Raw genomic sequence first — 21,774 nt, forward strand, 5'->3', positions numbered from 1 at the left:
GCCAACCTAAGAACATCCCGCACAGGGTGGGGACTTCTACCTGGCCACCAGCGGGGACATCAAACTGGCCGTTGACAAGTGTCGATGGGTTCATAACCAGCAATTCGCTTGAGGTCGGTGGCGGCTGGGCCTGCCGAGTCTCCCTTAAAGACCAGGGTGAGATCGTTCGATGTGCGGCTGGTCTGCAGCAAGTTTCGCTCAACCGGAGAAATCAGCAGACGAACCCAGGAATCGGCTCAGACGCCGGGACCACTCCCTCAAGATGAGACATTGCTGCAGCGTGGTGCCGGGCATCCAATGAGCTGGGGTACGGATGACCATAGGGCAACCGACCGGCAGGGGGGCGGCAGCGCAGCGAAGCGGAGTCTCGGGCGGCTGCTCGGTTCGAGGAGGGCATCTCTCACCTGCGCCGCTACGTTGCTGTGTATGGGTCGAGCTTGGTCCCCAGCAACGTCCGCCAACACGACATTATCGATGACTTCAAGATCGGCCTGTGGGTAGCCAACCGTCGCTCTGACTATCGCGACGACCGGCTACCGGCCGAACGAGTGCAGCGGATCGGCAGGAACGGAAGAATCGTGACCCGCGCAGTATCGGTAAACGCTCTGTGCCGCATGATAATCCGAGCGAGTCTTCGCCATCAAGCGAAGCGCAGATAGCCGGCACGCAGCAGATAGGAGCACTGATAACAACCTGCCGATGGCGTGCTGCTCGTTGAGGGTGGGTTCTGGCAGGCCACAGGGACGACCTTCGTCTCGAGAAGTCGGCCCTGTGGCCTGCCCGTTCCATCCGTCTCTGTCGCGGTGTCACATGCGGAGTCTTACTCCCCTGGCCCCGCCGCGGCATTTCTCCGGATGAGCAACTTCCACGTGCTCGCCATCACGGTTTCGCCACGCTGGTTGACCACGTCGCGCGTCATGGTGACGACGCCACGGCCACCTGAACGAGTTGGGGCGAGGTCGGTGATGGTCAGTACGACGTGGATCGTGTCGCCGAAGCGTGTCGGCCCCGGCCACCGGCACTGCAGATCCAGCAGGCCCATGATGTTCTCCTGCAGTGCCTCACTGATCGGGAGGCGCGTGGAGAGACCCGAGGCGATGGAGAGCACGAGCAGACCGTGGGCGACACGTTCGCCGAACGACGTGCTCGCCGAGAACTCCCGGTCCACATGCAGGCGGTTGTAGTCGCCGGACAGTCCCGCGAAGTTCACGACATCGGTCTCGGTCACGGTTCGACTGGCGGTGACGTAGCGCTCACCCACCTTGAGGTCTTCGAAATATGCGATCCGACGTGAGTTGTCGGTGACGACTTCGCTCATGAGTAGCGACCACCTGTCACGTGAACCGTGTCGCCGCTGATGTAACCGGCGCGAGGGCTGGCGAGGAAGGCGACCGTGTCGGCGATCTCCTCGGGCTGACCGACCCTGCCGAGAGGCGACTTGTCTACGGACCGTTGTTTGAGCACCTCGTAGTTGTCGAGGGCCTTCATGGCCTCCGTCTCGACGAACCCGGGCGCCACCGCGTTCACGGTGATCCCGAACTTGCCTGATTCCAGCGACAGCGCACGGGTGAATCCGATCAGCCCGGCCTTGGCAGCGGAGTAGTTGGTCTGCCCCGGGTTGCCGAGGTGACTGCGGGAGGAGATGTTGATGATCCGTCCCCACTTCTGCGACATCATGGACCCGATCACCGCCTGCGAGCACACGAACGAGCCTGTCAGGACGACGTCGATGACGCGCTGGAAGTCCTCGAGCTTCATCTTGGCCAGGAACGTGTCCCGAGGGAATCCAGCATTATTGACGAGAATCCCGACGTCGCCGAGCTTCTCACGAACCTCCGCGACGGCCGTGCCGACCTGATCGGGATTCGTCACGTCGGCGACGACACCGATCGCCCGCTCACCCGAGGGGTCGAGACCCTTGGCCGTGTCCACCACAGCGTGATCGAGGTCGAGCAGTGCGACCTTTGCGCCATGATCGAGAAGTGCCTGCGCACAAGCCTTCCCGATTCCGCGCGCGGCTCCCGTGATGAGCGCTACGCGCCCTTCCAATTCGCCTGACATTGTTATTGTCTCCGATCTTCGAGCGAGGCGACCGCTTCGTGGGCGGCGCCCGCGACTGGACTGGTTCGTTCGCGGTCCCATAGCAGACGTGCCGTCGGATTGCGTTCCTCGTCGAGCAGTTGTCCGACAAGGCCAGCGGCCCTCGCGATCACCGCTATCCCCCGGGCAAACGACGGACCGTACCCCATGTCGGCGATCAGCGCGCCCGCCAGCCCGGCCGCATTGACCGGCAGAAGCGGACCCCCGGCGCGCTGCAACGCCGCGGGCAGTGCGAGCAACAACTCGGTGTGCGGTCCGCGGACACCGTGCTCATCGGCGATCTCCAGCAGGCGCGGTACGCGGGGGTCTTCATACTTGTGCTCGGGATGCCCGATGCCGATGACCTGGCGCTGTTCGGCTTTCGCCTCGGCGACAACGGAGTCGGCCGCCTGCGGGATCGATCCGACCGACTCCCGGCCGGCCAGTGCGGCGGCGAGGATCTCGTTCGAGTTCTCCAGGGTTCCGAGGAACACCGACCCGGCCCCGCACAGGCCCGCGGCGACCGCCGCCTGCATCGCTTCGGGAGCCCCGAGCAGCGTCAGCCGGGCGACCATCGAACTCGGCGTGACACCGTGGTCGGCGAAGGTGACCAGCAGAGCGTCGATCATGGCGGTGTGTCCGGGAGTCGGCTCACCCCCGGTCATGAGGAGTTCGACCATCTCGCTGAACGATTTCTGCCCGATCAGTTCGTCGACCAGATTGCGTCCGGCAACGGTGATGACGTCGGCGGGGCGTTCGGGGGCGCTCATCCGGCCACCTCGACACCTTCAGCACCCACGTACCGTTCAGGACGGTCCAGACCCAGGCTGTCGCGCAGGGTCGAGCCTTCGTAGTCCCGACGGAAGATTTCTCGACGCTGCAGCTCAGGAACGACCATTCGCACGAATTCTTCGAATGTCCCCGGCAGGTGCGTTGCGGCGACGACGAATCCGTCGCACGCTTCGTCGTCGAACCACTCTTGCATCTGGTCGGCGATCTGCTCGCCGGTTCCGACGAAGCGGGGGCCCTGCAGAAGCGTGGCGCGGTGCTCCGCCAGTGATCGGAGGGTGAGGGGACCCTCGACCGACTGCCGGACTCCTTCGACCAGCCCGCGGATTCCGGTCACCTTCTCCAGGAGTTCGTCGGTGATGAGGTCGTCGAGTTCGTGGCCGGCGAAGTCGTAGTTCGTGACCTCGGACAGCAGGGCCAGCGACGCCATCGGGTCGACGAGGTGGTGGAGGAAGATCTCCTCCTTTTCACGTGCGATCGACTCGGTCTCGCCCACGACGACGTAGGCCATCGGCAGGATTCGGACCGAATCGGGATCGCGGCCCATGGCTGCGACCCGCGATTTCTGGTCTGCGTAGTGCTTTTTGGCGACCGCCTTGTTCGGCACACCTGTGAAGATCAGGTCGGCCCACTTGGCCGCGAACTCGCGGCCCCGACCAGACGACCCGGCCTGGATGATGGGCGGACGCCCCTGGGGGGACCGGGGCGAGGTGAGCGGGCCGCGGACGTTGAAGTATTCGCCCCTGTGGTTCAGCTCGTGGACCTTCGTCGGGTCCGCGAACTGACCGGAGGCCCGGTCGGCGACGATGGCGCCGTCCTCCCACGAGTCCCACAGGCTGGCGACCACATCGATAAACTCTTCGGCACGGTCATATCGTTGGTCGTGGTCAAGGTGCACATCGAGCCCGAAGTTCTGGGCCTCGGTGTCGTTGACCGACGTGACTACGTTCCACGCGGCCCGGCCATCGGAAAGGTGATCGAGCGTCGAAAACGTCCGTGCCACATGGTAAGGCGAGTAATACGTCGTCGAGTAGGTCGCGCCGAGACCGATGTGCTCGGTGGCGGCCGCCATGGCACCCAGAATCACACTGAGGTCGAGTTTGACGGGCCGCGCACCGGTCCGGACCGCCTCGTCCGACGAGTCGCCGTAGATGGCCGGCATGGCCAACCGGTCGTCGAAGAAGAGCAGGTCGAAGACGCCGTCCTCCAGCGTCCGGGCGATGCGCTGGTAATAGCGGAGATCGAGATAGTCCGGTGTGTTCGCGGGCCAGCGCCAAGAGCCGGCATACACCGACACATTGGATGCCTGCATGAACGCAACCAAAGACATCTGTCTCGGTCGACTGACTGTCATTCAATGTCCTTTCGACTGCACAGGGCAGCTCACTCCGTGGGAACAAGACCCGAGTTCGGCGGTCCGCGTTCTCTTGTAGTCAGTAGATGTCCGGGCCGGATCGTCTGGCGTTTCGCGCTACACCGCCCGAAACCCACGGCGCGGCCGGGCGAAACGCGTTGCTGTGTTATTCGTCGTCGTCCTCGATGTTCACCACGACCGTCTTCGTGGAGGTGTACTCGTTCATCACGGCGAGACCGTTCTCGCGGCCGTAGCCGCTCAACTTCACGCCGCCGTATGGAAGCGACCAGTGCACCGCGGGGTACACATTCGTCCAGATCGACCCGGCCTTGAGTGCGCGTCCCATTCGGTGGGCGGTTCCGAGGTCTCTGGTCCACAGGCCCGCGGTCAGTCCGTAGATGACGTTGTTGGCGGCCTCGATGACGTCCTTCTCGCCGGCGAAGGGGATGACCGCGGCGACCGGTCCGAAGACCTCCTCCTGCGCGAGTCTCGTGTCGTTGCCCACGTTGTCGAACAGAGTGGGTAGAACGTAGAACCCGTCCGCGAGCGCCGGCTCGTCCGGCTTCCGGCCGCCGAAGACCAGATCGGACTTCTCCTCGTGCGCGATGTCGACGTAGGACAGCGTCTTGGACAGCTGGGCCTGACTGGCCTGCGGACCCACATCGGTGTCGGGATCCAGCGGATCACCGACCCGGATCTTCTCGGCCGCCTGCGCCAGCAGATCGACGAACTCGGCGTGGACGGTCTCCTGCACGAAGATCCGCGAGCCCAGCGCGCAGCTCTGGCCGGCCCGGCGGAACGCCGAGGACGCCGCGGCATTGGCCGCCTTCGGAAGGTTGGCGTCGGCCATGATGATGTGCGGCGCCTTGCCGCCGCACTCACAACTCAAGCGCTTCAGAGTGTCCGCGGCGACCTTGGCGATGTGCTGCGCAGTGCGGTGTTCACCGGTGAACGCGATCTTGGCCACCTTGGGGTGAGCGACCAAGGCTTCGCCTGCCGTGTTGCCGTATCCCGGAACGACATTCAAGACACCGGGAGGAATTCCCGCCTCCAAGGCGATCTCGGCGAGGAGCAGCGCCGAGATCGGGGTCAGTTCGGCTGGTTTGACCACGATCGTGTTACCGGCCGCCAGGGCGGGAGCGACTTTCCAGCTGTACATCAGTGTGGGCGCATTCCAGGGCAAGATGGCACCGACGACTCCGACCGGTTCGCGCATCGTGTAGGCGTGCCAGTCGGGTTTTGCCGGGACCGTCGTCCCCTCGATCTTGTCCGCAAGGCCGGCGAAGTAGCGGAACCAGGCAGCGGCCGCGCCGACATCGGTCCGCGCATCGGCCAGGGTGAGGCCGGCGTCGCTGACCTCGGCTGCGGCGATCTCGTCGCGCCGCTCGGTGATCAGTTGTGAGTACCGGTAGAGCATGGCGCCTCGCTCGGAGGCCGCCAGCCGAGACCAGTTGCTGTGGTGAAGTGCGCGATCGGCGGCTTGAACCGCCGCGTCGATCTCCGCAGCGCCCGAGTCCGGGACCTTCGCCCAGACACGCCCGTTGGCAGGGTTGACGCTCTCGATGAATCCACCGTTCTCGCTGCGGGCGATCCATTCACCGTCGATGAAGGCACCCCGGGTCAGAACATCGTCGGATGAATGCATTAGTCGCTCCTGTTTTCTTGACATTGCCTCGTGCTCAGACAGATCCGACCGAAGTTTCCAGGCCGAGAGTTCCGATCAGTGTGATGTGCGCTCGGCGGACAGGCGGGACGAGTGGGTCGCGGCCGTACTCGTCCCGACCTGCCGCCAAACGCGACTTACGGTGCTCCAGTCACCTAGTTCAGGTCACGGAGCCAGCCCCGGGCTGCCCAGTCTTCGGGGTCGTGACTCAACCACACCGTGGTGTTGGTCTGTTTCTGCTTGAGATTGAGCAGCCGCAGCGAATCGAGCTTGGTGATCGAATCGTTGTCGAACGGCATGCCCACCCCGCCGGTGAGGTTGTCGCGGAGATGGCCGGCGTCTCCGGCGAGAACCAGGGTGCGGTCGGCCAATTCGATCTTCATACCCAGGTGACCGGGGCTATGACCCGGGAGCGAGAGCAGCGTGATGCTGCCGTCACCGAAGAGGTCGTGATCGTATCCGGTCGGCACCTCGTTCCACCTGATCTGATTTGCCGCCTCGAGGTCTTCCTTCCGGAAGAATCCGATGCAGAACGGGTCCGGACGCCCCGCGTACCGCAGTTCGCCGGTGCCGATGAAACCCTCGGCGTGCGGGAACAACCGGAGTCCGCCGGTGTGGTCGAAGTGTGAATGCGAGATGACCACACGTTTGACATCCGTCAGCTTGAAACCCAGGTTCTCGATCTGGGTGTCGAGCCGGCACTCGACGGGGAAATCGATCTGGAACGCCGATGCCAGCGGCCCGTAGATGGCTTCCGGGTTCCCCGCCGCGTCCGGATCGAAGCTCGTGTCGTACAGAACAAGACCGTCGTCGTGTTCGATGAGGAACGCCGGAACCGGGACGGTGACGTTCTCGCCCCCGGAACCGATGACGAAGATACTCTTGTCACAGGTCATTGTCGGCGCATCGAGCGCCCAGACATTGCGCACGGCACCCGCCGAGTGCTTCATGTTGCCTCCCCTTGGTTTGTCGGTCTCACCCAGCTCATTCCTGGATCTCGGGTCAGTCCTGGAACTTCGGCATCACTTGCTCGGCGAAGAGGCGAAGGCTCTTCATGACCTTTTCCTTCGGCATCGCGTTGTAGGCGAACAGGATGTAGTATGGAAGGTTGAGTTCGTCGCGGAACTCCTGGATTCGTCCCGACACATAGGCGGGGTCGCCCACGATGCTCAGGCGGTCCATGACGGTCTCCATGGTGTAGGGGATCGATTCTTCGCCGGGCTTCTTCATGGCCTCGATGAAGCCGTACGGGGCAAGCCATTTCAGCCATGTGTCGCCGGCGTAGGAGCTGAAGTCCTCACGCGCCTCCTCGGTCGTGTCCGCGAGGTAGGTGTCACGGACCAGCGCGGTGTTCTCGCCGAACCCGAGCTCTTTGCCGTCCTTGCCACCGGCTTCCTTGTAGATGTTGAACAGTTCGCGCGCGGTCTCGACCTGCTGCATCATCAACAGCGGCGTCTCACCGTTTTCAGCAGCGAGTCGGACGGTCGCCTCACTGTTCGAGATGACCTGCCACAGCGGCGGGTACGGCTTGGTGTACGGACGCGGGGTGAGACCAACCTCGGTCAGCTGACCGTTTTCCACACCTTTGGTGGTCTCGGGGTGGGTCCACTCGATCCCGGCCGGCGGGATCTGGAAGAACTCGCCGTCGTGCGAGAAGGTCTCGTTCGTCCAGGCCTTCTTCATGATCTCCAGCGCTTCTTCGAAGTACCGCTGGTTGCGGGCGTTGGCCTCGCTCTTGTCCGGGCTCGCGATCGTCGCACCCCAATTCGCGCCGAGAACCAGGTTCTCGCGCTTCTGGTAGCCGCGGGCGAGACCGGCGATGAAGCGGCCCTTGGTCAGCTGATCAGCCAACGCGATATCCTCGGCCAGGCGCACCGGGTTCCAGCTCGCGACCTGCATGCCGAGAGAGCCGAACTTGATGCGCTCGGTGCGCGCGGCGAGGTCGACCGCCCACATGAGGGTGTTCGGATTGACCTCGTAACCCTCGACCTCGAAGTGATGTTCGGTCATGAACATGGCGTCGTAGCCGAGCTCGTCGAGCAGCACTGCGTACTCGCGCATGTCGTCGACCATGTCGTTGTAGTTCTCGCTGGTGTTCTCCGTGCCCGAGGGTCCGATCGAGGGTAGGAACAGCACGCCGAATTTCATTCAGATCTCCTTTGTGTTTGCGGTCTTTCTCAGAAGGGCCGGTCAGTCGGCCCGCGTTCCGACTTTGGTGAGGAGCGAGGCCGATATGATCCATGCCTCTTGGACTCGTAGCATGTGGCCTGTCTCACTGTATATCAGATCTGAAGCTCAATATCGAAATTCCGGCTTGGAACTTATATCGATTGCCCGGCTCCCGGCCAAGCCCGCGAGCCGGTACAAGCAGCAGTTCAGGAGCCATTTTTGGACCTCCAGCGCCGACGGGGCAGTCCAGATAGAAATCTGATATATTGCACCTCAGATCGTCATGCTGGTGTAGCGTAAGCGTGTCCCGCATCACTGCGTGCGCTCTTCGGGTGTGCCGACCGCTCGGGAGTGGCCGGCGGTCGATCACGGCCCACTTCCGCGGTTCCACAAACTTCTACTCACGATTCGAGGAGACCCATGACCCGTCAGGCGAACAATCTCGGCGTGGACGCGATCATGACCACGATGTTGTCGGTCGAGCAGCTCGATCTGCTCGGCACGGTTCGCGGCTACATGAACCGACACGTCGAACCGATCATCGCCGAGTGCGAGGACGCCGGGAGGTTCCCCCGCGAACTGCTCCCGGCGCTCGCCGACTTCGGATACCTCGGCGGCATCCTGCCCGAGGAAGCAGGCGGTCACGGACTCGCCTACATGGATCTCGCGGTCTTGATGGAGGAGGCCGGATACCACTGGACTTCCCTGCGGTCGACCATGAGCGTCATCAACATGATCGCGGTCATCCTCGATCAGGGAGCCACTCCACAACAGCGCAGTCGCTACCTCGAACCGCTTCTGCGCGGTGAGAAACTGGCCTGGTTCGGTCTCACCGAACCCGACCACGGCTCCGACATCCGGCACCTCGACACGACGGCCGTCCCTGATGACAACGGCGACTTCGTCATCAACGGCACAAAGCTGTGGATCACCAACGGCGCGATCGGCGACTTCGGCATCCTGCTGGCCAACGTCCGCCAGCCAGACGGTCCGGAGGGTTTGACCGCCTTCCTCATCGATCCGGACGAGTGCTCCTTCGAGGGTCGGCGGGTCGAGACGATGTTCCTGAAGGCCACCACCACATCCGAACTCGTGTTCACCGATGCCCGGGTCAGCCGCGACGCAATCATCGGCGACATCGGCAAGGGATCGAAGCTGTTCCTCGCCGGTCTCGACATCGGACGCCTGAACGTCGCGATGGGTGCGGTCGGCGCGAGCCAGCGGGCGCTCGACATCTCAACCCGCTACGCCCAGGACCGTGTGCAGTTCGGTAAGCGGATCGGCGAGTTCCAGCTCGTGCAGGAGCTGATCGCCGACATGCGGGTGCAGACCAGCGCCACCCGCGCCCTAGCCTACTCCGCCGCGCGGTCGCTCGACGCCGGCGCATCCAAACAGGTCGAGTGCGCGATCGCGAAACTCCATGCGACGGAGACGGCGTTCGAGGTGGCCAACAACGCTCTGCAGGTCCACGGCGCGATGGGGCTCAGCAAGGAATACGGACTGGAGCGCATCTTCCGCGACGCGCGAGGCGGACTGATCGTGGAGGGCACCTCCCAGGTGCAGCGGCTCGTGATCGCGCGTAGCCAGCTCGGGATCTCCGCACTCGTCTGAGTACCTCCGGCGACGACTAGAAAGGGTCACCGGCCACCGTAATGAAGGAGACAACATGACAGACCTCAGCTACCTGCTGACTCCGCGATCGGTGGCCCTCATCGGCGCCTCCGGGACACCCGGCTCGCCCGGTTACGATGCAGCGCTCAACCTCGTCAACCACTCGCGGGTCCAAGGCTCGATCCACCTGGTCAACCCCCGACGATCCGAGATCGAAGGCCATCCCTGCGTCGCGCAGATCGAGGACCTCCCGCAGGATGAGGTGGACACCGCGGTCGTCATGGTCAGTGCCGCATCGACGGTCGACGCCGTCGAGCGCTGCGCGAAACGGGGCGTACGATTCGCGATCATCCCGACCGGCGGTCTCGGAGAAGCCGGGGAGTCGGGCCGCGTCGAGGAGCAGAAGCTCCGAGAGATCTCGCGCGCGTACGGCATCCGCATCTACGGCCCCAACTGCCCGGGCCTGACCAATGTCAACGACGAAATCTTCATGAGCGTCTCGTCGGGCGCCTCGGCCGACCGAGTCGGCGGCTCGATCGGCCTGATCACCCAGGGCGGTGCTCTCGGCCGAAATGTCATGCAGTACATGGACCGTGGGGTGGGCATCGGCTGCTGGCTGTCTGCGGGCAACGAGGTGGACCTCGAACTGTCGGACTTCATCGAGCACCTGGTCGATGATCCGAAGATCACCACAATCGCCTGCATCATCGAGGGATTCTCCGACGGCGCGCGATTCCTCGCGGCGGCGCGACGCGCGGGGGTTGCGGGCAAACCGGTTGCCGCCATGGTCTTGGGCCGGACAGACAGCGGCGCGCTCGCCGCGCAGAGCCACACCGCCCACATGGGCGCCCGCGGCAAAGTGGCCCGATCGCTTCTCCGTCAGCACGGCGTCACCGTCGTCGACGACATCGACGAGCTGGCCGAGACGGTGAGTCATTTCGCCCGCGGCGTGCCCGCACGCAGCGACTCGCCGTGCGTCGTCAGCTTCTCCGGCGGTGCAGCCGTGGCCGCCGTTGATGCGCTCGAACTAGAGGAGATCCGGCCCGCCGCGCTCGAGGACGCCACACGACAGGCGCTCCGTGAGGCCCTCCCGGAATTCGCCAACGCCGCCAACCCGTTGGACCTGACCATGGAGGTGATGCGACGTCCCGAGATGGCGGCAGCCGCGGTGCGTGCCCTCGCCTCCGATCCCGGGATCAACACGCTCGTGGTACCGATTCCCGGGGACTACGGCGCCATCACCGAACGGTTCATCCAAGAGATGCTCCGCTTCGAAGAAGGTCCCGCCTCCGATGGCCGGGTGGTCGCCGTCTGGTCGAGTCCTCGACGCGGTGCCGGCTGCACGGTTCTGGAAGAGCGGGGCATCCTGCCGTTTGCTTCTACGCGCAGCATGGCTCGCACGCTCGCCAACGCCGAGGCCTTCCGCCGGTGGCGCGCACTAGTCAGCGAGGACACCTCCCGGGCGGGCGTCGACCCGCCTCGGGGCGAATCGACGAACGCTCTTGGCGACGCGCCCGGCGAGTGGACCGAGGCAACCGCCAAACGCAGTCTCCGCGAGCGTGGAGTGAGCGTTCCGCGCGGAACGCTCGTCGAGAGCCGGGAGGACCTCTCCGCCGCACTCACCGAGGTCGGTTTTCCAGTCGCGATGAAGATCCAATCGGCCGCGTTGCCACACAAAACCGAGGTGAACGGCGTGATACTGGGCGTCACCGAACTCAGGGAAGCCTTGTCGGCATGGGATAACCTGCTCGAGGGCGCTCGGGCGGCCGGTGTGGAGGCGACCGCGGTCGACGGCGTTCTCGTCGAACACATGGCCACCCCAGGAACCGACCTCATCGTGTCCGTGCAGCGCGACGCCACTTTCGGTCCGATCAGCGCGGTCGGGGTCGGCGGGATCTTCACCGAGGTTCTGGGAGACGTGGTCTTCTTCTCGGGTGCACCCAGTTCTGCCGAGCTCCGAGCCGGGCTCAAGGAGCTGGCAGCATGGCCTATTCTCTCCGGTTTCCGGGGTCGGCGGCCGGTCGACTGCGCCGCAGTGGAGAGTGTGTTACGGAACCTGATCACGATGGTCGAGGGACCCGGGGCGCTCCAGGAAGTAGAGATCAACCCGCTTCGCGTTCTGGACTCCGACGGGTCCACGGTCGCGCTGGACGCCCTCATCACGCCCGGCGAGTCAGAACGGGAGCCAGCATCGCTGAGCCGATGACCTACGTATACTACCGAATCAATCTGGGGGCGAAGGGCGACGATGACCAGCACGACGATCCCGGCCGCGGCTGAGGCGCACGCATGTCAGAGGTGAACTCGATGAGCGTCGGCCTGCAGGTCGCGGGGACGACCCGTTCGCGAATCGTGTACGTCCTGCGGCAATGGGTTCTCAGTGGTGCGCTGGCGCGCGGCGAGCGTCTCGACCTCGATGACCTCGCGAGTCGATTCGGAACGAGCCGCACTCCAGTCCGTGAGGCCGTGCGCGAGCTCGCACACGAAGGCCTGCTCCGCGTTCCCCCCCGGAGCAAACCGATCGTCGTCGGAGTGACACCGGAGGACGTCGCCGACAACTTCGAGCTGATGGCCGTCCTCTCTGGGCTGGCGGCCCAGTGGGCGGCCGAACGCATGACAGACGACGACATCCGTCGAATCCAGGTGCTCGCCAAACAGCTGGACGAAGCCTCCGGAAGCGATGTCGCACGGTTGAATTGGGAATTTCACCGTGAGATCAACCGCGGATCGGACTCACCCCCGTTGTTCAATCAGCTACGAGGCGTGGGACTGCGAATCCCGCAGACGTTCTTCACCGACATCCCCGAACAGCGGGCATGCAGTCGCCGCGAACATGCAGCCCTCGTCGATGCCCTGACCGCACGCCAGCCCGACCAGGCGCGTGAGATCACCGAGCGTCACTTCCTCCAGGCCGGCGCTCTGCTGGCGTCGAAGATGAAAGACGACGAGTCCAATTCGGCCCCTCGAATCGAACAAAACGGAGTAAGCAAGAATGATCTATGAATTACGCGAGTACACCGCCGTCCCGGGAATGCTGCCCCGGCTGGTGAAGCGGTTCAACGAACACACCCTGCGACTGTTCGCCAAGCACGGCATGGAGGTTGCGTTCATCGGTCACACCGCTTTCGGCGAAGACAGCGTGAACGAATTGGTGTACGCCCTCAAATTCACGTCGTACGCCGACATCGAGGAAAAATGGAACACATTCCTGGGCGATCCCGAATGGCTGGAGGCCAAGGCGGCGAGCGAAGCCGACGGCCCGTTGATCACAGCGGTCCGTCGTCGCGTGATCAATCCTGCGATGTTTCAGTGACACCTGTCATGGGTGTGTGAGGACCGAATATGAGTGCGCCTGACGGGCATGACCTGGACTCCGCCAATCCGTGGCCCGGCGGCCCGCGGCCCGCCGTCGAGTCCGTGGTCGGCGGAACCGTGGCGGATCGGATCACGGCGATACTGCGTGAGGAGATCCTGCTCGGCAACTACACGCGTGGCTCACGGCTGGATCTCGACCTCCTCGCCGAACGATTTGGGACCAGCCGAACTCCGGTGCGTGAAGCGATGTTCACGCTCTCACAAGAGGGTCTCGCGCATGTCGCCCAACGCAGCCGGGTGACCGTGATCGGACTCACCCCGCAGGATGTTCGTGACAACTTCGACGTCATGGCGGTGCTGTCGGGGGTCGCCGCCAAATGGGCCGCGTATCGCATGGACGACGCCGCGAGAACACAGATCACTAGGGCTTGGGCACGTATTTCATCGGCCTCCGAAGAGAACGACCTGGTGCGCCTCAGTTGGGACTTCCACCGCGAGATCAATCTCGCATCCGGAGCGGAGTCCCTCATCAACCAGCTGCGCAATGCGGGCCGACTGGTTCCGCGCACCTTCTTCGAACTCGTACCCGAGCAGATCAGCTGCAGCCGGGTCGAGCACGACGAGATCTTCACAGCGCTGATGGCGCGCGACGGCGACGGTGCCCGCACCGTCACCGAACGGCACTTTCGCAACGCGGGGCGGTCGCTCGCGGCGCGACTCGAAGCCGTGATCGAGTTCTGAACGCATAAAGTTCAGAACGCATGGAATCCGAGGGCGGGGCCCGAAGGCCCCGCGGGTCACGCGAGGTCGAAGTCATACCGCTCCGCCAGTTGCTTCAACTCGGCGCCCACCGTCAGTTCCGCGTCGTGCTCGATGGAGCGCATGAGTGAGCGTCCCGCGCTGAGGATGTGACGTGCCAGTTCTGCCTCGGCGCGGTCGGCATCACGGTCGCACCAGGCCGCGAAGATCCGTTCGTGCTCGCGCACCGAATGACCGACCGAATCCTTGTCCCGGGTGAAGTAGACACGACGGTAGCGCGAATAGCGCTCCCAGTACGTCGAGAGAGTCTGATGACCTGGCAGCGCGTTGACCTGGCCGGAACGGATTCCGTACAGGCCGTAGTGGAAGCGCCGGTTCGACATCTCGTACGCCTCGGCGGCATTGTCGTCGGCGTTCTCGGCGGGGGCGATGAACTCGCGCAGCGCCGCCGCGTCGGCGTCGGTGTGGGAGAGCGCTCCGACCCGGACGGCGAGCGGTTCCAGCAACAGACGCATCACCAAGATCTCCTGCACCTTGGTCGGCGAGAAGCTGATGACCTCGACACCCGAACGCGGCTTGATCTGCAGCCAGCCCTCGCTCTCGAGAAGGCGCAGCGCCTCGCGTAGCGGGGTCCGGCTGACGCCGAACGCATCCGCGTACTCGTCCTGTCGGATCCGGCTACCGGCCGCGATCTCCCCACTGATGATCTGATCACGGAGGTGATCTGAGATCTGGGTGACGAGAGTGCGCGAGTCGAGGGTCATCGGACGAGCCATGCTATTCATCCCTGGTTTCGGTTGTGCGAGAGAACATCTACGGCATCGGTTCTATCGTAGAGCCAGCAACGCTCGGGGGCGCCAGTCCAGCACCTCGACGGGCGGTCCGTCCACGACCTTGAACACCTGACACCGGAAATCGACCAGCTGACCGTGTGCACCGACGTCGTCGACGCCCTCGACGGTGATGGTGCTGAACACGGTGTCGTTCTCGTGCACCGGTCCCAGATGATCGCAACTGTTCCATCCGATGACCGCGACGAGATGCGGAAAAGCCTTCGCCAGTTGGGCATTGGCGAGTCCTACGGTGTGGCCGCCGTAGACCAGTCGCTGCGCGCCCGCGGCCCGGACGTCGTGATGGACCGCTGCCAGGTTCAAGGTGGTACGCGCCAGTTCGGGCGCGGACGAGACCACATCACCGTGCCCGTCGACGAACCGATCACGCTTTTCGACCCTGGTACCCTTCGGGTGACGGGTCAGATCCCAGCCTGCGACGAGCTCTCTCGAATATCCACCGTCTACGCCGTCGCCCGGTCCCAGGAGATCGTCTTGGTGTCCGGTCGTGATCCCGGCGCGGCTCATCGGCAACATTGCGCAGCGCGAGAAGTCCATGATGGCGCGGCCCTTCTGGTCGGCCGCAGTAATCCGAAGCGCCACCATCCCCGTCGGATGGCGGCCCTCCTTGGCCCTGTTCTCCCGCAGCGCGACGACCTCGGTGTCGGTGTAGATCGTGTCGCCGACCTCCACGAGCCGACGGAGCGCGAGATCGCGGTAGAACAGGTTGGCCTTGGCGCGCTGCGTGAAATGCGTGGACTGTCCGATCACCACATCCCAGACCAGCCCCGGGTGTGCGACAGCCCCTCCCCCGACGACACTCGCCGCGAGGGAGGTGTCAAGCGCGATCGGGGTCCGGTCGCCCAGAATGGCCCGGTGCGTAGCGACAAGTGCGTCGGTGACAGTCAGTCCCGGTGAACTGTACGACTGTCCCACCGCAAGGTCGTCGAAGAACGCCCCGGACGGGATGCGTTGCTCCCCAGGAGTTCCCGGGGCGCTGGACGTGCTCGTGGTAGGTGTGCTCATTTGACGAGACCCCGGTCGAGTTCGTTGATCGCCTCGGCGAGATCGAGAATGCGGCGCGACTCCTGGACGTGCAACTCCTCGATCATCCGCCCCTCGACCACCGCAACGCTCTTTCCGTCGGCCAGGGCTTGTTCGAAGTGGGCCACCGTCTCCCGGGCACGCTCCACGTCGGATTCCGACGGACCGAAGATCGCGTTCGCTGGCTCGATCTGCGAGGGGTGGATCACGGTCTTGCCGTCGAACCCGAGGGCTCGACCCTGGGTGGCCTCTGCGCGGAAACCCTCGTCATCCCGGATCGCGTTGAACACCCCGTCGAGGATGTCCTTGCCGGCCGACCTGGCACCGAGAAGTCCCAATTGCAGTGCGGCTGAGACTGTCCCGCGATCTGCTCGTTCCTGGGCGCGCAGCCCGTTGAGCAAGTCGTTGGTTCCGATCACCAGCGTGGTCAGCCGTTCCGATGCCGACGCGATGTCCTCGGTGTGCAAGACCGCAGTCGGCGTCTCGATCATCGCCCACAGCTCGAGATCGCCCCGATCCGAATACACGTCCAATGACTCGGCCAGCTGCCGGACCTCGTCGGCGGAGGAGACCTTGGGAACCAGCACGCCGGCGGCCGCCGACCCCGCCACCGCCCGGAGGTCGTCGTCGTGCCACTCGGTACCGAGTGCGTTGATCCGGACGATCACCTCGCGTGGCGCAAACACTCGTTCGTCGACAGTTTCGACGATCCGCCTGCGCGCCTCGGCCTTGCGGTCGGGGGCCACCGCGTCCTCGAGGTCGAGGATGATCACGTCGGCGGGCAGCGACTGCGCCTTCTCCATCGCCCGGAGATTGTCGCCCGGCACGTACAGCGCGGATCGACGCGGTCGTTTGGTTTCGGTAGAAATCACAGCCAACACCCTTTCAGCAGTCCCACGCGGGCTCAACAGTCTGAGGTGATCATCGACACATCTTGTCCTTGACCCCTCTTGTGTCACAAGCATATGATCGTTTGTATCCCAGATACAATAGCCGGTCTTCGCTTCAGGGAGCAGACCCGGCCGAGTCTCACGGCCGCACGACCAGGGTCACTCAGCACTCGCGAACAAGCCAGAAAGAGTGGACATGTCCATCGAAGTCTCTCAGCGCGCCGACTGCGCACGACTACGCTCGCTGCTGTTCTGCCCGGCGACAAACGCCCGCGCGGTGCAGAAGATGGCCGAGCTCCGACCGGACGCCGCGGCGCTCGATCTCGAAGACGCGGTCACCGACGAGAACAAGAGTGACGCCCGTGAACTCGCCCGCGCAGGGGTCGCCGCCACCGGACCCGTGCGGACGTATGTGCGCGTGAACAATCCGTCCACCGGACGCACCTGGGAGGACATCCTCGCGGTGGTCCAGCCGGCCCTCGACGGCATCGTCCTGCCGAAGGTCGACGACGTGGACACCGTCCGCGCCGCCGACGCATGGCTGGAAGCCGCCGAACGCCACCACGGTGTCCCGGTGGGTTCGACTCGGTTGCTCATCCTCATCGAGTCCGCGAGCGGCATCGTCCGGGCCACCGACATCCTGCAGGCGAGTCCGCGCGTGGAGACCGCGGTGTTCGGCGCGCACGACTACATGCTCGATCTCGGCATCCAGGGCCTCGACCACAGCGACGGCGCCGAGGAACTCCTCTACGCCCGGTCCGCCCTGGTAGTCGCTGCACGGGCGGCTGGCGTCGCCAAGCCCCTGGACGGCCCCTTCCTCGCCTTCCGCGAGGACCAGAAGTTCCTCGACATGTGCAAACAGGCCCGCGTGATGGGCTTCCAGGGAAAGATGCTGATCCACCCCCGCCAGGTCGAGCTCACCCACACCGGATTCGCGCCGAGTGAGGCCGAACTGGCCATGGCCCGGAACATGCTGACCGACTTCACCCGAGCCGAGGCCGAAGGCGCGGCTGCGACGGTCTCCGAGGGCAGGCTGGTCGATTACCCCATCGCCGACCGGGCCCGCCGCATCCTCCAGGAATCGAGCGACCGATGACCTCGTCAGCGACCCCGACAGATCCCACCGGAACAGCCCTCGCGCCCGGCATGCTGGACGGAATACGCGTGCTCGACGCGGCGTCCCTCGCCGCGGGCCCGCTCACCGGAACCTTCTTGGCCGAACTCGGAGCCGAGGTCATCAAGATCGAGCAGCCCGGCGGCGGCGACGCGATTCGCAAGTGGGGCGCGCAGAAAGACGGCCACGGCCTCATGTGGAAGAGCGTCGGCCGCAACAAGCTCACCGCCACACTCGACCTACGCAGGAAAGACGGCCAGGATCTGCTCCGATCACTGGCCGGCAAGGCCGACGTCATCATCGTCAACACGCGGTACTCCACCCTGGAGAAGTGGGGCCTCGGCTACGAGGCACTGTCCGCGGTCAATCCGGGCCTCATCATGTTGCACGTCACCGGCTTCGGTGCCGGGGGCCCGTACAGCGACCGGCCCGGGTTCGGGACGCTCAGCGAGGCGATGAGCGGTTTCGCGCACACCACCGGCCAGGCCGACGGTCCGCCCACGCTGCCGTCGTTCATGCTTGCCGACGGAGTGGCCGCGCTGACCGGTACATACGCCGTGCTCGCCGCCCTGTACCACCGGGATCTCCACAACGGCACCGGGCAGCTCATCGACCTGAGCCTCATCGAGCCCCTGTCGCGACTCATCGAGCAATCGGTTCTGGTCTACGACCAGCTCGGCGAGATACAGACCCGGTTCGGCAACAAGTGGGACATCAGCGCGCCGCGGAACACCTACCTCACGAAGGACGGCAAATGGATCGCCGTCTCAGGGAGTGCCCCGAGCATCGCCAAGCGGATCTTCGCCGCGATCGGGCAACCCCACCTCTCCGACAGCCCGGATTTCGGCGACCCCCAGCAGCGGCTGCGAAACGCCGATGCCGTCGACGCCGCAGTCGCCGACTGGATCGGCGAGCGCACGTGCGATGAGGCGATGGCGGTCTTCGAGCGGGAGCAGGTCGCGGCGGCACCTGTCTACGACGCCTCGCAACTCCTCGACGACCCCCACCTCCGCGCCCGCGGGACCTATGCCCCGGTCGACGACCCCGACCTCGGCCCCATCCGGATGCAGGCGCCGGTGCCACGATTCAGCGAAACTCCGGCTCGTGTCACCCATTCCGGACGTGCGCTGGGGGCCGACAACGACTACGTGTACCGCAAACTGCTCGACCTCGACGAACAGACCATCAGCCGGCTCGGTCGAGACGGAACGATCTGAGTCCCAGTATCGGTGATCGGTCGATCCGTACCGATCGAAGCAATGAATTAGCGAATGGAAGAGACTGTGGACGAGAACAACACCTTGTCAGTCACGGACTTCGAGCACGTCATCGCCCGGCTTCGATCGGGCGGGATGGTCATCGTCTCCGACGATCCGGGTCGCGAGAACGAAGCCGATCTGATCATGGCGGCCGAGCTCGCGACTGCCGACGCACTCGCTTTCATAGTGCGGCACACCACCGGAATCGTCTGCGCGCCCATGAGTGACGAGCGCGCCGACACGTTGGACCTGCCGTTGATGGTCACCGAGAACCGTGACCCGCACGCGACCGCGTTCACGGTGTCCGTCGACGCGGTCAGCGCCGGTACCGGTGTGAGCGCGGCCGACCGGGCCCGCACGCTCAGGGCGCTCGCCGATCCCGGTACCCGTCGCTCCGAGCTCCGCCGCCCGGGGCACATCTTCCCGCTGCGGGCACGTCCCGGCGGGGTCCAGGAACGCCCGGGCCACACCGAGGCCGCGGTGGACCTGCTCCGCCTGGCGGGACTGACCGAGGTCGGAGTCATCAGCGAACTCGTCGTCGACGACGGTTCCATGATGCGAGGACCTCAGGTCCTACGGTTCGCCGAGGAACACGACCTGCCGGTGCTCTCGATCGCCGAGCTGAAGGAACGCACGGCCGCACCGGCACCGGATGTCGTCGACGAGCCGGAGGACGAGGCCGACGCTGAGGTCCGGTCGGCCATCGACATGACCGGCGCTGCCGAACTGCCCACTACTTTCGGCCATTTCCGGGCCCTGGCCTATCGCAGCCCCGGCGCCGAGCATCTGGTGTTGGTCGCGGGCGAAATCGCCGCGGCCAACAAGACCGACACCGGGGTCCTGGTCCGCGTGCACAGCGAGTGCATCACCGGCGATCTCGCCGGCTCGCTGCGCTGTGATTGCGGCGAGCAACTGCGAGAGTCCCTGGCCCTCATCGCCGAAGAGGGCAACGGCATCCTGATCTATCTCCGCGGTCACGAGGGTCGTGGTATCGGTCTGGGCCGCAAGCTCCAGGCATATGCCCTGCAGGAGAAGGGGCTCGACACCGTCGATGCCAACACCGCGCTGGGATTGCCGATCGACAATCGAGATTACCGGGTCGCCGCACAGATCCTCGCGGACCTCGGGGTGGATCGCATCCGAATGATCACCAACAACCCCGACAAGCAGTCGGTCATGAGTGCCAACGGCGTCCACGTCGTCGATCGGGTCCGCCTCAGCAGCAAGATCACCGCCGAGAACATCCACTACCTGCTCACGAAGCGGGATCGACTGGGGCACTTCATCGACCTGGTCGACGACGCCGAACGGGACGGTTTCGATTCCGACGTCTCCGGTCTCATCCGGTCCGTCTCTCGTCATGCCCTCTGAAAGGTTCTGAGAATGCCCGCCGGTAACACATCAATCGCGTCGGATCCGCAGACTTTCCGACGAGTACTCGGCCACTTCCCTACCGGGGTCGTCGCGATAACATCGCTGGACGGTGACGGACAACCGACCGGTATGGCTGTCGGATCGTTCACCTCGGTCTCTCTCGACCCGCCGCTGGTGGCCTTCCTACCCGACAAGTCGTCGTCGACGTTCCCCAAGATCCGCGAGAACGGCAGATTCTGCGTGAACGTGCTGGGCGCGCACCAGCAGCGGGTCTGTGCCGCGATGTCGATCAAGGGCGGCGACAAGTTCGCCAGCATCGCATGGTCGCCGAGCACGCACGACATGCCCCGTATCCACGACAGTGTGGCATGGCTCGACTGCGAGATCGAGAACGTCTACGACGCAGGCGATCACCACATCGTGGTCGGCCGGGTCGACGAACTCGGCCTGGACACCGGGGATCAGCCGCTTGTCTTCTTCCAGGGCGGTTACGGCCGGTTCGCATCGACGTCTCTGTCAGCACCCGCCGAACTGGATCTGTACCGATCGCTGACAATCCTGGAATCGACCCGCGAGTTCATGGAGGCGGTGGCCGAGGACTGCGCGGTGGAATGCTGCGCTTCCACGGTCATCGGCACCCAGCAGGTGCTGGTCGGCAGCTGCATACCGACGTCACTGAACCGTCCCCCGCGGATTCAATTGGGCACCCGGATGCCGTTCACCGCTCCCCTCGGCACGGGTTGGGCGGCCTGGCTCGACGACGTCGGCATGAGGCGCTGGGTGGGAGACTCCGGCGGCCAGCTCGACACAGACCAGCTCGACGCCGCGTTGGAACGTGTCCGCGAACGCGGCTGGTCGCTGGTGCTCCATTCCCCCGAACAGGTCCGACTGGAACGGGCGATCGCCGCGCTGGCCATCGACGACCCGGACCCGGCGGGCGAGCGGGAGCTCAAGACGGCGATCGCGGAGCTGGCTCTGGACGATTACGAGCCGCGTGAGCTCTCCGCAACCGACACGCATGACATCAGGCACCTGTCGGCCCCTGTGTTCGATTCCGCGGGTCACCCGGTTCTGTTGCTGAGCATCTACCAGGCACCTCGCGGCCTGAGTACCGAGCGACTAACGCAGATGGAGACCGCCCTGGCCCGCGCGGGGCAACAGGCCACTGAGGCCATCGGCGGACACCGGCCGCACTGACGGCCGGGTGCCTCGGTACGTCGCAGGACCCAGCCCGGCACACATCCAAGGGGTGGTCGACGTCGTAGTCGGCAATCCGAGATCGGGAACCAAGGGCGATGTATTGGGGCTTCCGTGACGGTTCTGTGTCAGGACAGTGTTCAGGTGGCGGCGTGGTCTCGTTTCTCGCATCCGTCCTGGCGCACTCGCACGGATTCGACGGCGCGCACGCAGTTGTAACGTTGTACCGTTACAACTGCCTAAATTCAGTAACGTCGCGGGCGGCCTGGCTTGTTCTGGCTCGGTCCGGCGGCTTCTATCTCCGCCCGAATGGCGGCGATTACTTCC

At 64.8% G+C, this 21,774-nt stretch carries 19 protein-coding genes and 1 pseudogene; 10 read left to right on the plus strand and 10 right to left on the minus strand.

Annotated elements, in window-relative coordinates:
- Positions 1–389: 389 nt before the first annotated feature.
- Positions 390–659: pseudogene (locus tag KB201_RS21030) on the plus strand (helicase associated domain-containing protein); the annotation flags it as partial.
- 161 nt (positions 660–820) lie between these two features.
- Here the strand turns inward: KB201_RS21030 and KB201_RS21035 are convergent.
- From KB201_RS21035 to KB201_RS21065, 7 genes are all read right to left on the minus strand, one after another.
- The gene (locus KB201_RS21035) at positions 821–1,318 is read right to left on the minus strand and encodes a MaoC/PaaZ C-terminal domain-containing protein (protein WP_211540302.1); all 498 of its coding nucleotides are present in this window, start codon (positions 1,316–1,318) and stop codon (positions 821–823) included.
- On the minus strand, positions 1,315–2,061 hold the full coding sequence (fabG, locus tag KB201_RS21040) for a 3-oxoacyl-ACP reductase FabG (protein WP_211540303.1): 747 nt from the start codon (positions 2,059–2,061) through the stop codon (positions 1,315–1,317). Before fabG ends, KB201_RS21035 begins: the two co-directional genes overlap by 4 nt.
- Before the next feature lie 2 nt (positions 2,062–2,063).
- Positions 2,064–2,849 carry a citryl-CoA lyase gene (locus KB201_RS21045; RefSeq protein WP_211540304.1) on the minus strand — a complete coding sequence of 262 codons (786 nt, stop codon included), beginning with the start codon at positions 2,847–2,849 and terminating at the stop codon, positions 2,064–2,066.
- The gene (locus KB201_RS21050) at positions 2,846–4,222 is read right to left on the minus strand and encodes an LLM class flavin-dependent oxidoreductase (protein ID WP_211540305.1); all 1,377 of its coding nucleotides are present in this window, start codon (positions 4,220–4,222) and stop codon (positions 2,846–2,848) included. Before KB201_RS21050 ends, KB201_RS21045 begins: the two co-directional genes overlap by 4 nt.
- A gap of 166 nt (positions 4,223–4,388) precedes the next feature.
- On the minus strand, positions 4,389–5,867 hold the full coding sequence (locus tag KB201_RS21055; RefSeq protein ID WP_211540306.1) for an aldehyde dehydrogenase: 1,479 nt from the start codon (positions 5,865–5,867) through the stop codon (positions 4,389–4,391).
- A gap of 173 nt (positions 5,868–6,040) precedes the next feature.
- Positions 6,041–6,835 carry an N-acyl homoserine lactonase family protein gene (locus KB201_RS21060; protein ID WP_211540307.1) on the minus strand — a complete coding sequence of 265 codons (795 nt, stop codon included), beginning with the start codon at positions 6,833–6,835 and terminating at the stop codon, positions 6,041–6,043.
- 52 nt (positions 6,836–6,887) lie between these two features.
- Positions 6,888–8,033 carry an LLM class flavin-dependent oxidoreductase gene (locus KB201_RS21065; protein ID WP_211540308.1) on the minus strand — a complete coding sequence of 382 codons (1,146 nt, stop codon included), beginning with the start codon at positions 8,031–8,033 and terminating at the stop codon, positions 6,888–6,890.
- 441 nt (positions 8,034–8,474) lie between these two features.
- Between KB201_RS21065 and KB201_RS21070 the strand changes: the two genes are divergently transcribed.
- From KB201_RS21070 to KB201_RS21090, 5 genes are all read left to right on the plus strand, one after another.
- Positions 8,475–9,665, plus strand: a complete 1,191-nt coding sequence (locus KB201_RS21070) for an acyl-CoA dehydrogenase family protein (RefSeq protein ID WP_211540309.1) — start codon at positions 8,475–8,477, stop codon at positions 9,663–9,665.
- A 55-nt stretch (positions 9,666–9,720) separates the two neighbouring features.
- The gene (locus tag KB201_RS21075) at positions 9,721–11,871 is read left to right on the plus strand and encodes an acetate--CoA ligase family protein (RefSeq protein ID WP_211540310.1); all 2,151 of its coding nucleotides are present in this window, start codon (positions 9,721–9,723) and stop codon (positions 11,869–11,871) included.
- 83 nt (positions 11,872–11,954) lie between these two features.
- On the plus strand, positions 11,955–12,668 hold the full coding sequence (locus KB201_RS21080) for a GntR family transcriptional regulator (RefSeq protein ID WP_211540311.1): 714 nt from the start codon (positions 11,955–11,957) through the stop codon (positions 12,666–12,668).
- Complete coding sequence (locus KB201_RS21085) at positions 12,658–12,978, plus strand: NIPSNAP family protein (protein ID WP_211540312.1); 321 nt, start codon at positions 12,658–12,660, stop codon at positions 12,976–12,978. The genes KB201_RS21080 and KB201_RS21085 overlap by 11 nt, the downstream gene beginning before the upstream one ends.
- Positions 12,979–13,007: 29 nt before the next feature.
- Complete coding sequence (locus KB201_RS21090) at positions 13,008–13,721, plus strand: GntR family transcriptional regulator (RefSeq protein ID WP_211540313.1); 714 nt, start codon at positions 13,008–13,010, stop codon at positions 13,719–13,721.
- Between the two features lie 56 nt (positions 13,722–13,777).
- Here KB201_RS21090 and KB201_RS21095 read toward each other — a convergent pair whose 3' ends face one another.
- The 3 genes from KB201_RS21095 to KB201_RS21105 all read right to left on the minus strand — a co-directional run bounded on the left by KB201_RS21095 (position 13,778) and on the right by KB201_RS21105 (position 16,485).
- Entirely contained in the window at positions 13,778–14,503 is a 726-nt protein-coding gene (locus KB201_RS21095; RefSeq protein ID WP_211540314.1) for a GntR family transcriptional regulator, read from the minus strand.
- A 63-nt stretch (positions 14,504–14,566) separates the two neighbouring features.
- Positions 14,567–15,595 carry a MaoC family dehydratase gene (locus KB201_RS21100; RefSeq protein ID WP_249146198.1) on the minus strand — a complete coding sequence of 343 codons (1,029 nt, stop codon included), beginning with the start codon at positions 15,593–15,595 and terminating at the stop codon, positions 14,567–14,569.
- A complete protein-coding gene (locus KB201_RS21105; RefSeq protein ID WP_307848105.1) occupies positions 15,592–16,485 on the minus strand; it encodes a CoA ester lyase in 894 nt (297 codons plus the stop codon). Before KB201_RS21105 ends, KB201_RS21100 begins: the two co-directional genes overlap by 4 nt.
- A gap of 214 nt (positions 16,486–16,699) precedes the next feature.
- Here KB201_RS21105 and KB201_RS21110 point away from each other — a divergent pair, with 214 nt between their 5' ends.
- The 4 genes from KB201_RS21110 to KB201_RS21125 are packed head-to-tail and all read left to right on the plus strand — an operon-like array spanning position 16,700 to position 21,447.
- Positions 16,700–17,599, plus strand: coding sequence for a CoA ester lyase (locus KB201_RS21110; RefSeq protein ID WP_211540316.1), 900 nt, complete (start codon positions 16,700–16,702; stop codon positions 17,597–17,599).
- A 50-nt stretch (positions 17,600–17,649) separates the two neighbouring features.
- A complete protein-coding gene (locus tag KB201_RS21115; RefSeq protein ID WP_211540391.1) occupies positions 17,650–18,834 on the plus strand; it encodes a CaiB/BaiF CoA-transferase family protein in 1,185 nt (394 codons plus the stop codon).
- Between the two features lie 54 nt (positions 18,835–18,888).
- On the plus strand, positions 18,889–20,247 hold the full coding sequence (gene ribA, locus KB201_RS21120; RefSeq protein ID WP_211540317.1) for a GTP cyclohydrolase II: 1,359 nt from the start codon (positions 18,889–18,891) through the stop codon (positions 20,245–20,247).
- Between the two features lie 12 nt (positions 20,248–20,259).
- Positions 20,260–21,447 carry a flavin reductase gene (locus KB201_RS21125; protein WP_211540318.1) on the plus strand — a complete coding sequence of 396 codons (1,188 nt, stop codon included), beginning with the start codon at positions 20,260–20,262 and terminating at the stop codon, positions 21,445–21,447.
- Positions 21,448–21,774 lie beyond the last annotated feature (327 nt).

Origin of the sequence: Gordonia sp. SCSIO 19800 (genome assembly GCF_018132775.1) — a bacterium.
GTDB lineage: Bacteria > Actinomycetota > Actinomycetes > Mycobacteriales > Mycobacteriaceae > Gordonia > Gordonia hongkongensis.